Here is a 13,261-nt window from a genome sequence, read left to right on the forward strand (position 1 = left end):
TGCATGAAATTATATCGTCAAATCCAAAAGGTTTGCGGCATCGTGCTGCAAACCTTTTTTCATCACCAAAATATACCGATAATTGCTAACCCACCTAAAATCATACCACCAATTTGTCCGACAATTGTTGGTGATAATTGAACACCTTTTCTCACTTCAACAACTGGTCTTTCGTGCCTTAGTTGCTGCACTTCGCTTTGCAGTTGATGTACACTTCCGTGTAACTCTTTAATTAGTTCCTTTAATTCAGCGACCTCTTCATTTACTGGTTTTGCTTTTTCTAAATTCATTTTACATAACTCCTTATAAATTCAATCAGTTCACTGTAAATTTTCGCCAATTATCATTATATCTCCTGCATACTACATATATAATATTGAATGTATTCGCTAATCTTGCAACCCTATCCATTCATCCCGCAATATCCCCATAATGATACGATCAAAACACTTCCCATCTCTTTGAACCGCTTCTCTCATACACCCTTCCATCTGAAAACCTATCTTTTTATACAACGCAATGGCTGCTTTATTATAAGAAATCACATCCAGACCGACGCGGTGTAAATTCAATTCATAGAAAGCATACTTTAGAATAAGATGTATTGCTTCTTTCCCATATCCTTTTCCTCTATCATTCGCATCTCCTATACCAATGGCTAATAAACCTGTTCTGTTATTCCACTCTATACCATGAATCGCCACAAAACCAATTAAGCGATCTTCTTGAACTGTCCTTACCATGAAAGAAACACTATTCGATCTCCGTCCTTTTAATAACCCATCACTTGCTATTTCATTTAAAGATTGCGGGAATGCTACATCTGTATCAACATTTCTTAAATACTCACTATCTTCTTGCCACATAGCCATTACTTCAGCATCTGTTTCTCTCATAGCTGATAATTTAATCGTTTTATTTCGAAAAAGATTCATTGTCATTTCAAACTCCCCCTTTTAAATAACAGGGATACTTATTTTAGCCTATTTATCCCCTTGTTCCATAAACTGTTTCATAAACGGGATACTTACAATAAGCACTGACATTGGCACATCTCCTCCATATTGAATTAACTTCATTGTATAATTTTTTATTTATTCTAACAATAACAGAAAAGCCCTCCAAATTTTGAGGGCCTTTCCTAATAGCAAAACTATATTATTTCGTAAACATTTTCTCCGCTTCATCCATTGCCATTTTGTTTCCTAAAGCAGAATAGTCAAGCCATGGTTGATCATTGATAATGTATACGTGCTTGCCTTTAACTGCTTTTAAGTCTTTCCAAATTGGTGTTTCTTGAAGTTGTTTAAATGCTGCTTTTGCTTTGTCATCTCTATTTACAACAACGAAAATCGCATCTGCATCAAAGTCAGGTAATACTTCTTGTGAAATGACTTCGAAAGGACGGTTTCCATCAATTTTCTCTACACCATTTGCAGGTTGTAACCCTAGGTCTTGGAATAAAATTGGTCCCATCGGTCTTTTCGTACTAAATACACGCAATTCTTTTGCAGTAACGCGAATTGCCATTACTTTTTCGTTATTACCTAGCTCTTTATCTATTAAACCTTTTACTCGTTTTGATTGCTCTTCGTAATCTTGAATATATTTATCTGCTTCTTTCTCACGGTTTACAAGTTTACCAACTTGTTTTAAATGCTCTCTCCACGTACCTTCATCTAAATTGAAAGAATGTGTTTTTGCAATTTTTTCGTATTTCGCTACATCTTTACTAGCATATTTTTCATCAACATAAATGTCAGTTGGCTTTAATTGAAGTAACGCTTCCATATTCGGATCTGTTACAACACCAAGCTTCTTCGTATCTTTCAACTTCTCTTTAGCGTGCGGTAAGAAATCTTTTAAATCTCCACCAATAACAGAACCTACTGGTGTAATTCCTAATGCAAGTAAATCATTTGTTAAATGAATAGACATTGAAGCAATTTTTGGGTCATTACTTTTTTCCGTTTTTTTCGTTGCCTCTTCATTAGCTTTCGTTTGACCACATGCTGCTAATACTAAAATACACATCATGCTAAATAAAATAGTAAGTTTCTTTTTCATATGTTCTCCTCTTTGAAGTATTTATTTTGTTTTTGTAAGTAAATAAAGAAAATACGGTGCTCCTAAAGTTGCCACTACTATACCAGCTGGAATAGAGTTTGGCTCAAATATAGAACGACCTATCGTATCTGCTAGCACTAAAATAATCATTCCGATAATGCCAGCTAAAGGAAGAAAGTGTTGATATGTAGTACCTACTAACTTCCTTGCGATATGCGGAGCAACTAAACCGATAAAACCAATTCCTCCTGCCATCGATACACTTGTGCAAGATAATCCAACCGCTGTAGCTAAAAGTAATAACCGTTCTTTTTGAACAGAAACACCAAGTCCTGCTGCTACACTATCACCTAGTGACAATGCATTTAACGTTTTAGATTTTAGCCACGCATAAGGGGTTAGTATGAAAATCCAAGGTAATAATGCAAAGACATGAATCCAATCCCTTCCCCACACGTTACCAACTAGCCATCTAGAAGCGAATGTATACGTCTCATCATTTAACTTGAGAGAGAAAAATAACGAAATTGCACTAAAGCCAGCTGAAACTGCAATACCAACGAGAATAAGTCTAATGGGAAGTAAACCTTTTGACCGATCACTCGCAAGTAAAATAATAAGAAATGCAGCTAATACTCCTCCGCCAAATGTAAATAACGGTATTAAAATGGATGCACTCTCATTAATAGAATGAAAGAGAGTAACAAATACGATAAGACCGAAAGATGCACCTGAATGCAACCCTAAAATACCAGGATCTGCAAGTGTATTACGTGATAACCCTTGCAAAATCGCACCGGAAATACCAAGACCAATACCGGCTAACATCGTGATTATTATTCTTGGCATACGATAATCATATAGCACGGTTGCACTCTCAAAATTACCATAACCCAAAAGTGTTTCAATTACTCTAAGTGGCGCTATACTCAGTGTCCCTGTATTTAAACTAATTAAAATTACAGCGATACTTATACATCCGAAGATTGTAGTTACAGTAATAGCTCTCTTTTTATCCGTGTTAAAAAGATCCTTCACTTATAACTCCCTCCCAACTTTACGTGCTATATAGAGGAAGAACGGAACTCCAACAAGAGCTACCATAATCCCTATCGCAAGTTCCTTAGGAGGATTTACTGTTCTTGCCCCTAAATCAGCTACAACTAATAACATAGCTCCTAATAATGCTGACATAGGAATAATGAGTCTATAATTAACACCAACTAATTTTCTAGCAATGTGCGGGATAACTAGTCCTACAAATCCAATAGAACCAACAGCTGAAACAGAAACACCTGCCAGAATAACTACTATAATCATCCCTAGTATTCTCGTTCGGTTCGTTTTCACTCCTAAATTTGTAGCAACATCATCCCCCATTGATATGAGTGAAATAGATCTCCCTAGCATTGTCGCGAAAATAATCGTTATAAGAATAATAGGGACTAAAAATTTCAAGTGTTCCCACTTAACCCCTGCAACACCACCAGCATACCAAAACGCTAAATCTTGGCTTAAATCATAATAAATCGCAACACCTGAACTTAATGAATGTAAAAGCCCTGCCATAACCGCTCCAGCAATCGTTAACCTCATTGGTGTTAACCCGCCTGATGTTGCTGATCCAATAACAAAAATAAGTACTGTACTTAAGACAGCTCCAATAAAGGAAACAATCATTAAATAGGAATACGGCATATGTGGGAAAAAAGCAAAACTAAGTGCTACTACAAACATCGCACCTGCATTTATTCCGAGTACACCTGCATCAGCTAAAGGATTTCGTGTTACACCTTGCATAACAGCACCAGCAACCGCAAAAGCTGCCCCTACAACTGCTGCACCAATTACTCTCGGGAGCCTTAATTCATAAATAATTTGGTGCTGTGTTAGTTTCGGATTATAATCCAAAACCGCTGCCCACACCGTTTGTACATGAATATCTTTTGCACCAAATGAAATGGCTAAAAATATAGATCCAATTAAACATAAAATTGTTAAGCTCATGAAACATATGAACTTAATATGTATCCAGCGGTTATTACCAGCATGTACAGTAGACTTATGTAACATGTTTCATTTCATCCTTTATATTCAGTTGTTTTTTATAATTATTTTTTATTTGTAATTATTATTGATAATAATTATCATTTTCATTTAGATATTATATCGCCACTTTTTTTAAATAGCAAACTATTTTTTCACTTCGCTAAATATTAAAATACTCATTACAATTCCCTTCCAAGACTTACAAATACACGCAAAATAGACTACTAGCTTATTTTTAAAAGTGTAGTATACTTAATCATTATTTTGATTTTTCTAATAAAAATTCCAAAGGTGACACAATGTTCTATATAAAACAACTACTATACTTCACTTACGAGCAAGCATTATCTTGCTTATTCCCAGTCGTTATTTTCTTAACACTAGCCCTTTCAAAAATCGTTTCTATTCCAGGGTTATATCGCTATGATTTCATATTCATCGCATGTCTTCTTATGCAGTGGATTATGTACAAGACTGGACTTGAGACGAAAGACGAATTAAAAGTAATTACTGTCTTTCACCTCATCGGCCTTTTACTAGAAATATATAAAGTTCATTTCGGTTCATGGAGTTATCCTGAAGAGGCGCATTCAAAGATTTTTGGAGTCCCGCTTTACAGCGGCTTTATGTACGCAAGTGTCGCAAGTTACATATGCCAAGCGTGGAGAAGGTTGTATTTACAAATGCATTATTGGCCGAAAGCTATTTTTACCGTGCCATTAGGAGCAATGATTTACTTCAATTTTTTCACGCATCATTTTCTATACGATTTTAGATGGTTCTTAGCTTTACTTCTATTCATCGTTTTCTTTCGGACATTTGTGGAATTTTCATTACGAGGCGTTACATATAAAATACCACTGGTTCTCTCCTTTTTCCTTATCGGTTTCTTCATTTGGATTGCAGAGAACATCGCAACATTTTTCGGTGCATGGCAATATCCAAATCAACGGGAAGCATGGAACCTCGTTCACTTAAGCAAAATTAGTTCATGGTTTTTACTCGTTGTTATTAGTATTATGATTGTTACGCAACTCAAATATTTGAAGCAATCAAAAAGATAATGCTAATTATGTAAAAACAGTTAGCCCATCACCCATTAGAGAGTGATGGGCTTTTTTTAGTAATATTTTTTAAACCGACCTTATCAAAGGAATTATAATTTACAAGAGTATAAGCAGTTGCACATTATGAACTACTACTAGCAGAAGATGTTGCTGCAGATGAAGCGGCAATCGTTGCCATCATAGCAGCCTGTTGTGCTTGTATGAGGACTTCTATCATTGTTTGTAAACCTGTGTTGGTAGTTTTACTTTCCTCACCTTTCTGACTTACGAACAGTTGAATAGCAATAAGAATATTTGTATCTGTATGCCAACGGAACAATTTATCCCCCTGCAATTTTTCAATAAATGCTCGAATAGAATGAATCTCTTTTTCTCCATCCTCGAGTAACGCTAGTAGCCCGATAGCTGGGTAATGCATCTGTTTTACTTTTACCTTTTCTTGCTTTAACAAATTCCATATATTTGTGCATTTTGCAACTAATAGTTCTTCCCTGACCTCCTTCTTTAATGAAAGAATATGACTCAAGAATTGAAGATCATTCCCTTTACGCAAACCAGCTGTCGCTAGTTTCTGATAAAGACGTTCCACTCGGTCCATAAGTGTTTCTACATGCTCTGATTGTCCTGCTAATAAAACTGCGAGCGGATAATCATTTGTACTTGTAAGAAAGAGATGATCCTTTTTCATGCGTTTATATACTTGCATCGAACGCTGAATGTGCGCGCCATGCTGTTCATCTTCTTCTGTCAAAAGCACAGCTGCTGCGAGATAAGTAAATATACTCCGGCTAAAGCCACCAGTGACCAATTGTTCATATAAATCTAAAAACGTCCGAAAAGCTTTCTTGTAATCTGTAAAGTGAATATCTAATGTTGCGGCCACTACAAAACGATGATAAGACTTTAAGTATGAAAACATCCCTACCTGATTCTTAATATAACTACTAATTTCTAAAAAACGTCCGAGATCAAACAATTTATCACTACCTGCATACATAGCAGCAATCATCATTCCTGTTCGAGAATCACTCGTTTTCCATTTTAGTTCTCCCTTTAACTGTACATATGTATGTTTATATTGCTCCAACTTTTTCTCTAATGTAATCATAGTATTCACCCCTATTTCTAGTTCTTCTCTATCATTATACGTATATTCCATATTTAGGAATACTATAATTAATAATCACAACATAAAAAATTCTCTAATCCTTCAAGAAGTTATACAAAAAAGGTAGATAATAATTTATCTACCTTTTTTGTATATATTATTTAACATTACAACTGTATTGCTTGTTATATGCAATTAAGACTAAAGAGCTTTAATAATACGTTCCATCGCCTTCATTTGCCCAATATGATCAGCTTCATGATAAAGCATCATACCGTAAAGCTCCCCTACTGTTTCCAATCCTAGGAATGGCTCTGGCAGTTTATTTTCAAATGCTTCTGCTGGAATTTCGTTAATACGTTTTGCTTGTTCTTTTAATTGAGCCGTTAACACTTCTAACGATGGTCCTTCTGTCGTCCATTTAGATGGTCTTGATCCATATCCAAACATACCTGGATATTCAGTTGGCAATTGTTTAAATTCTCTTCCGAACATGAAAGTCTCTGCTGCTGTTAACACGTGTCCAATATGCCAACGAATTGTATTGTTAAAACCCTCTGGCTGCGTATCCACAGTTTTATCATCTAACGTTTCCATAAATTTAAGTAACGCCCCGCGCGTTATTTCAAATTGTTTTAAACCCACTAGTCTATTCATTTTATCGTTCCCCTTCTTGATGTACAATTTATTATGAACTAAGAATGTTCAACTTATTAAAGTTTCACCTTGTTTAATCTATCAGAAACAAATAAGAAATACATCTAATATGCTTATTAAAAATAATAAAAAGGTTCACTCCTCGTAAATATAGAATTACTTACTATGTTAATAAAAGAGGAGTGTACTTGCATGTTACATATTTTAAAACAACAATATAATCTTATTAGCTCTACAAGAGAAACTCTATTTTCGTTTTTGGAAGAAATCCCAGTAGAAAAATTACATAGCACAGTTTCTAATTTCGGAAGCGGTAGCATTATAAAGACTCATATTCATGTAGCCGATTGCTATCGATACTGGCTTGGATCATTCGCATTCAAGCAAAAAAGAGCAGATTTTTCATTTGCTAGCGATTACGAAATTGAGCATGCAGATGTCGCGAAAGTCCGTGCTAGATTTAAATTAATAGATGAGACTGTACAACGTTTTTTAGATGAATACAATGACCGTTGGCTCGAAAATATTGCAAATGAAGTAAAGTGGCAAAAAGAGCCTTGGAGTACAACTCCGCTATGGCTTTTAACTCATACAGAGACTCATGAGTTTCATCATAAAGGACAAATTGTATCAATGGCTAGGCATCTTGGATATACTCCTCCTGATACAGACCTTAGTTAATACATTCGTGTTCATTTAAAAGCGGAATGAGCAGCAAGAATAATAGTATGATCAAAAAACTCGTTGATACATTTTGTTGTGTATAAAACATTTATTATTTGTTTTAGGTATACCATGCCATTATAAAATTCATGTAACATCGAATTAAGATTCATATTTTTTATGTGACTCATTGAAGAAAGTTTAAGTATTTATACATTCAATTACTAACTAAAGGAGAAAATTATAATGAGATTAGAGAGCGAAAGAATTTATTTAAGGCCTCTTTGTCAGCTAGATGCTCCTATTATATTAGAAAGTACAATGGTTGATGAAATAAGATATATGACTGGAACTAAGTCCACTTTTTCATTGGAGCAAATTACGAAACATATAGATCATATAAATAATGATTCAAGTCGCTATGATTTCGCTATTTGTTTACAAAGTACTGACAAGATGATTGGAGAGTTGTCGATTTTAGATATCGATGAGGAGAACAAAAGAGCAGGATTCAGAATATCAATGCTTTCAATAGCATTAACAGGACAAGGCTATGGAACTGAAGCTATTAAAATAGTTTTAAGATTTGTTTTTGAACAACTATCATTAAATCGTTTACAGTTAGAAGTATTTAGCCATAATTTACGCGGAATTAAAGCTTATGAAAAAGTTGGTTTTGTAAAAGAAGGAACCTTACGTCAATCTTTATTTTATAACGATACATACTCAGATGAAATTATTATGGCCATACTTAAAAGCGATTATATAGAGAGACATTTGTAAATGGATGCACTTAATCTATTAAACAAATTTAAAGAACCTTACCACAATAAAATGCAGTAAGGCTCTTTCATTTTTATATCAAATAACAGCTCTTAAAACATGTATAATCGTATCAATACCAAATAGTCTCCGCATAATTATATGCATCACTATTCGGAATTGCATGTTTCCCCTGCGCTTGTGCCTTTCTTGGATCTAAATCATATACCATTGGCGTATAGCATGATGTTTGCCCTTTATTTACAACACCATTTCCTCCAGCACTTCCGCAAGTGTATGCCTTTCCATCTGTTTTTCTAACAATCCTTGCATCAGCTTCATTATTATAAACCGCTGCACGAGTTACAGTAACCTTTGCCCATGCTGTCTTACACGTCGTGCTAAATTTTAATTCCACATATGAATTAGAATCAATCCACTTCTTTTCTTTCGTTACTGCTGATTGATCACAGCTATTGTAGTAAGGACTTTTCCCATCATATGAATGGTCTTCTGCAAATGCTTTATCATTATTCGTCGTACTAAAAACACTAGTTACGATGAGCAATGCCAGACAAAGACATGCGCTTACCTTTTTAAAAAACTTCATAGAATTTCACTCCTTTATTAATAACGTGCTGTTTTCCCGTAACCATTATTAATCGTCACCGCTTCGGCATCAGCTGTATAACCAAAATCAGCAGTTAAATCAAACACCATTCCTGTATACGTACTCGTTTGTCCTGTTTTAATTACCCCATTGCCACTATTAGAGTCTACTGATTTTTGGAATACACCATTTTTATATTTATTAATAACAGCGTAAGCATATACCCCTCCAGAAACAGAAGGAGCTGGTTGATCTAAAACAAGCTTAGCCCACGCTGCATGACATTTATTACTGTAACGTAAATACACTGTCCCTACTTTTTTACTACCTTCATAAACTGCTGTAGACTTTGCATTAAATCCATCTGCATCACACGTTGTACTTCCCCCGTATACTTTCGTTGTTGCTGGATTTTTCCCGTCATAATAACTACTTAAATCAGTAGCTGCAAATGTACTTCCTTGAAAACTAAATAATACACCTATACTTGCCACACTTAACACGCATACTTTCATTAACTTTTTAAACATTTTAAATTCCCCCTCAAAATGATTATGTATACTAAACACAACCTATACTGCTGTGCCAGCTCTCCTTTCACGCTTCCTAGAGGCATCTTACAGAAACGAATAAACGTTGTAAATCCCCTTATGATTATTTGAATATACGAAGGGCTTTACTTATCCTTGTAAGAAAAAAAGTTGAGAAATACAAATTTTATAGCATCCTTTATTTAAAACATAAAAGAACCGATACTTGTTATATTCAAGCATCGGTTCTTTATACAAAATTGCCATTGTTTCTTTTATATAAAATAAATATTTCTCCACTTAATCTGTTGTAAAAAACTCCCTCGTTACATCAATAAATTGCTGCAGTGGTGCTGTCATCCATTTATCTTTATGCCAAGCGATTTGCGTATAAATCGGAGAGATTGTATTTTCTAAATGTAACTCTTTTATCGTCCCCTCTCGTATATCTTTTTCTACTACTATTGCTGGTAAAACGGCTATGCCTAAATCTGCAATAACACATTGTTTAATTGCTTCAACACTAACAAACTCAATTTTATTTGCTGGATATACATCTTCCCCGCGAAATAGCTCTTCAAATAAAGTCCGATACGAGCAGCCTAATTCTGTTAGTAAAAGTGTTTCACTCTCTAAATCTTTTATAGAAACAGTAGTCTGTTCAAGTAAACGATGCCCTGGAGCAGCTACTACTTTTAATTCTTCTTTCATAAGTGGTTCCACATGCAAAACATCTTCTGTTTTACATTCGTCCAAAATAAATGCAAGATCTACTTTCCCCTCCATCAATTGTTCCTTCGCATCTTTATTGGAATATGCTGGTTTAAATATAAGTTTTATTTTTGGGAATTGTATTTTAAACCTCTTTAATATAGAAGGCAGTCTGTATGTACATTGACTTTCTTGTGCACCAATTATTAACGTACCTGCTATTTCTTCATCATCTTTCACAGCCATTTTCGCTTCGTTACTGAGTGCAATCATCTTGTCGGCATATAGTTGAAACTTCCTACCTGCTTCAGTTAAGAAAAGACGTTTTCCTAATCTTTCAAATAACGGTGTACCAAGCTCAGCTTCTAACGTTTTAATTTGCGCTGTCACGCTCGATTGAGCAAAGTTTAATTTCTTCGCAGTTTGTGTAAAGTTCAAAGTATGTGCCGCTACTTTAAATGTAATTAACTGTTTTATTTCCATTTATCATCCCTCTTTTCAATCGATATTTCCGATTGATTCCATCGAAATAATCCTCTTTGTCTATTGATATTTGTATTGTATGATAAAGAACATCTATAAACAATATAAATGGAGGTATTCCATATGAAAGCACTTTGTTTCGAAACATTCGGAGACGCTAATGTTCTACACTATAAAGAAATACACGATCCAATCATAAGTCCAAATGAAATTCTTGTCCGTACGAAAGCAATCGGATTAAACTTCGCTGATATTTATAGACGCCGCGGCGATTATCATCTTGCTGGCAATCCGCCTTATGTATTAGGTTATGAAGGAGCTGGAATTGTTGAAAAAGTAGGAGCTGACGTTACTACTATCAACCTAGGAGACCGTATTGCATTTGCGGACGTCCCATTTGCAAATGCAGAACTAGTTGCCGTTCCATCTGAAAAAGTAATCCCACTACCAGATTCTATTTCTTTTGAAACAGCCGCTTCTGTCTTATTACAAGGATTAACTGCACATTATTTAACGCAAGATAGCTATCAACTAAAACAAGGTGATATAGCTTTAGTACACGCTGCGGCTGGTGGCGTCGGTCAACTTCTTGTTCAAATGATTAAACTACAGGGCGGAACAGTAATTGGTCTTACATCATCAAAAGAAAAAGCAAAGATAGCTACATTAGCTGGTGCCGATCACGTATTTTTATATAACGAAGAATGGCATACGAAAGTACTTGAAATGACTAATGGAACTGGAGTAAATGTTGTATATGAATCAGTAGGTTCTACATTAGAGGAAAGTTTTAACGCTACTAAAATTGGCGGTACTGTCGTATTTTACGGAATGGCTGGTGGTAATCCTGCTCCAGTTGATCCGCGTATGCTTATGGATACTTCAAAAACTTTAACTGGCGGAGACCTTTGGAACGTGCTTACTACTTTTGAAGAACGTAAGCAGCGCTCTACTCAATTATTTGATTGGATCACTAGCGGAAAAGTAAACATCGCGAGTCCTACTACATTCTCTTTACAAGATGGTGCTCTTGCACATAAATTATTAGAGAGCAGAAAAAGTACTGGGAAGATTTTATTGATTCCATAATCGTTCCAATAAGAAAAGGAAGCTAGATTTCTCTACCTTCCTTTTCTTATATCTATTGGAGATTTAATTATATTTCAACACTTTCTTTCCCTTTTGCAACATAACTCATATCTCCAACAGACTCGACTGTGTATGTTCCATCTTGATATACAATTTTCGTCACACTAGCATTTTCCACTCCAAGTTTTGTTTTGCTACTGTCTAACATTTCTATTAAGGTAGTAATCAAAAGCCCATGAACGACAACTAAAACGTTACCGCCACCATTTCCAGCAGCTTCTTCACTAATTTTATCTATCTCTGTTTTTATACGAGTAGAAAATAAGCCCCAATCTTCCGCCTGTTTTGTAGGATCTGCTACTCTAATAAGATTAATCACTTCTTGAATAGAAAACTTCATAAGTTCTTCTGGTGATGCAACGCCTGCAGCTTTTCCAACCACATCCCACATATTCTCAAGTTTTTCACCTTCAAAAATACCGAAATTTAATTCTCGCAAATCTTTTCTTTGCTCAAGTTTTAATTTTGATTGCTCACTATATTTTAATACTAAATTAGCAGTTTCAATTGCGCGGCCGCTATCACTACTATATGCATTCATAAAATGAATATCTTTTAATCCTGTTCCTAAATTTGTGGCAACTTCAACACCTTTTTCTACTAAAGGAGAATCTGCCCAACCTTGCGCGCGATGATTCGTATTTAATATTGTTTTACCGTGTCTTGTAACATATAACGTCACTACATTCTCATTGCTATCTGTTTCTCGCTTATTCATTTCATTCTCTCCCTTTACGTTTCTATATCAATTTTACCACCTCAATTATTCATTGAGCAAAATATACGTCAGTAGATCCGCTTAATAAAAAAAGCTATCTTTCTGTATATCCATACAAAAAGATAGCACCTTTTATGATTACATTTCTTAACCGGTACTCCTACTCAGCAAAAGCACTCGAATATTGTACAATTCCTTCTACACCTCGAAGAGCATTTTCTGTTAATTCCATTATCATAAATACCTCTTCAGGCACTTCAAACGGTGCTTTTACATTCCACTCACTTGCTTTCTTAAAACCAAATTTCGGGTAGTACTCTGGATGTCCTAATACTACAACTGATCCGTATCCAAGTTCTTTCGCTTTTTCTAAAGCAGCCGTGATCAGTTTTCCGCCAATGCCTTTCTTCTGATGGCCCCTAGCAACTGAAACTGGTGCAAGCGCTAACGATTCTACAGAAGTTCCATCTTGTTCTATTGTAATTTTCGATAACATAATGTTACCAACTATATCTTCATCTACCGCAACAATTGATAACTCCGGAACAAACGCGTCACATTCTCTAATACGTTTTACAAGTTCATGTTCTGTTTTATCACTAAATTCTTCCTTTAAAAATGCTTCTTTTACGACTTCTTCTGTTTTTCTATAATCATTTTTTTGTTCTTGTCTAATCGTTACCATTT

16 protein-coding genes are annotated in these 13,261 nt (G+C 35.1%); 4 read left to right on the forward strand and 12 right to left on the reverse strand.

Annotated elements, in window-relative coordinates; translation table 11 throughout:
- Positions 1-62: 62 nt before the first annotated feature.
- The 5 genes from C3Y97_RS17115 to C3Y97_RS17135 form a co-directional block, all read right to left on the reverse strand.
- Positions 63-290 (reverse strand): coiled-coil domain-containing protein, encoded by a 228-nt coding sequence (locus tag C3Y97_RS17115; protein ID WP_001047304.1) that lies wholly within the window; start codon positions 288-290, stop codon positions 63-65.
- 99 nt (positions 291-389) lie between these two features.
- Positions 390-941 (reverse strand): GNAT family N-acetyltransferase, encoded by a 552-nt coding sequence (locus tag C3Y97_RS17120; protein WP_000178509.1) that lies wholly within the window; start codon positions 939-941, stop codon positions 390-392.
- A 217-nt stretch (positions 942-1,158) separates the two neighbouring features.
- Positions 1,159-2,067: an iron-hydroxamate ABC transporter substrate-binding protein gene (locus C3Y97_RS17125; protein ID WP_136363548.1), complete on the reverse strand. Its 909-nt coding sequence runs from the start codon at positions 2,065-2,067 to the stop codon at positions 1,159-1,161.
- Between the two features lie 21 nt (positions 2,068-2,088).
- On the reverse strand, positions 2,089-3,105 hold the full coding sequence (locus C3Y97_RS17130) for a FecCD family ABC transporter permease (RefSeq protein ID WP_136363549.1): 1,017 nt from the start codon (positions 3,103-3,105) through the stop codon (positions 2,089-2,091).
- Positions 3,106-4,140, reverse strand: coding sequence for a FecCD family ABC transporter permease (locus tag C3Y97_RS17135; RefSeq protein WP_136363550.1), 1,035 nt, complete (start codon positions 4,138-4,140; stop codon positions 3,106-3,108).
- Positions 4,141-4,415: 275 nt separating this feature from the next.
- Here C3Y97_RS17135 and C3Y97_RS17140 point away from each other — a divergent pair, with 275 nt between their 5' ends.
- Complete coding sequence (locus tag C3Y97_RS17140) at positions 4,416-5,180, forward strand: DUF817 domain-containing protein (protein ID WP_086395304.1); 765 nt, start codon at positions 4,416-4,418, stop codon at positions 5,178-5,180.
- Positions 5,181-5,304: 124 nt separating this feature from the next.
- Here the strand turns inward: C3Y97_RS17140 and C3Y97_RS17145 are convergent, their stop codons facing one another.
- The gene (locus C3Y97_RS17145) at positions 5,305-6,342 is read right to left on the reverse strand and encodes a DUF4003 domain-containing protein (protein WP_121868221.1); all 1,038 of its coding nucleotides are present in this window, start codon (positions 6,340-6,342) and stop codon (positions 5,305-5,307) included.
- A gap of 150 nt (positions 6,343-6,492) precedes the next feature.
- Complete coding sequence (locus tag C3Y97_RS17150; RefSeq protein ID WP_001081123.1) at positions 6,493-6,948, reverse strand: DinB family protein; 456 nt, start codon at positions 6,946-6,948, stop codon at positions 6,493-6,495.
- 192 nt (positions 6,949-7,140) lie between these two features.
- On the opposite strand from C3Y97_RS17150, the gene C3Y97_RS17155 reads away from it, so the two are divergent.
- Positions 7,141-7,629 carry a DinB family protein gene (locus C3Y97_RS17155; protein WP_086395302.1) on the forward strand — a complete coding sequence of 163 codons (489 nt, stop codon included), beginning with the start codon at positions 7,141-7,143 and terminating at the stop codon, positions 7,627-7,629.
- A 228-nt stretch (positions 7,630-7,857) separates the two neighbouring features.
- Positions 7,858-8,394 (forward strand): GNAT family N-acetyltransferase, encoded by a 537-nt coding sequence (locus tag C3Y97_RS17160; protein ID WP_136363551.1) that lies wholly within the window; start codon positions 7,858-7,860, stop codon positions 8,392-8,394.
- Positions 8,395-8,506: 112 nt separating this feature from the next.
- Here the strand turns inward: C3Y97_RS17160 and C3Y97_RS17165 are convergent, their stop codons facing one another.
- The 3 genes from C3Y97_RS17165 to C3Y97_RS17175 form a co-directional block, all read right to left on the reverse strand.
- The gene (locus tag C3Y97_RS17165) at positions 8,507-8,983 is read right to left on the reverse strand and encodes a DUF2690 domain-containing protein (RefSeq protein WP_086404012.1); all 477 of its coding nucleotides are present in this window, start codon (positions 8,981-8,983) and stop codon (positions 8,507-8,509) included.
- Positions 8,984-9,000: 17 nt separating this feature from the next.
- Entirely contained in the window at positions 9,001-9,513 is a 513-nt protein-coding gene (locus C3Y97_RS17170) for a DUF2690 domain-containing protein (protein ID WP_136363552.1), read from the reverse strand.
- 300 nt (positions 9,514-9,813) lie between these two features.
- Positions 9,814-10,707: a LysR family transcriptional regulator gene (locus tag C3Y97_RS17175; protein ID WP_086404010.1), complete on the reverse strand. Its 894-nt coding sequence runs from the start codon at positions 10,705-10,707 to the stop codon at positions 9,814-9,816.
- Between the two features lie 123 nt (positions 10,708-10,830).
- Between C3Y97_RS17175 and C3Y97_RS17180 the strand changes: the two genes are divergently transcribed.
- Positions 10,831-11,796, forward strand: coding sequence for a quinone oxidoreductase family protein (locus tag C3Y97_RS17180; RefSeq protein ID WP_136363553.1), 966 nt, complete (start codon positions 10,831-10,833; stop codon positions 11,794-11,796).
- A gap of 67 nt (positions 11,797-11,863) precedes the next feature.
- Here the strand turns inward: C3Y97_RS17180 and C3Y97_RS17185 are convergent, their stop codons facing one another.
- Complete coding sequence (locus C3Y97_RS17185; protein ID WP_086404008.1) at positions 11,864-12,574, reverse strand: histidine phosphatase family protein; 711 nt, start codon at positions 12,572-12,574, stop codon at positions 11,864-11,866.
- Between the two features lie 160 nt (positions 12,575-12,734).
- Positions 12,735-13,259, reverse strand: coding sequence for a GNAT family N-acetyltransferase (locus tag C3Y97_RS17190; protein WP_136363554.1), 525 nt, complete (start codon positions 13,257-13,259; stop codon positions 12,735-12,737).
- Between the last annotated feature and the right edge of the window lie 2 nt (positions 13,260-13,261).

Origin of the sequence: Bacillus sp. DU-106 (genome assembly GCF_004799705.1) — a bacterium.
GTDB classification, from domain to species: domain Bacteria; phylum Bacillota; class Bacilli; order Bacillales; family Bacillaceae_G; genus Bacillus_A; species Bacillus_A cereus.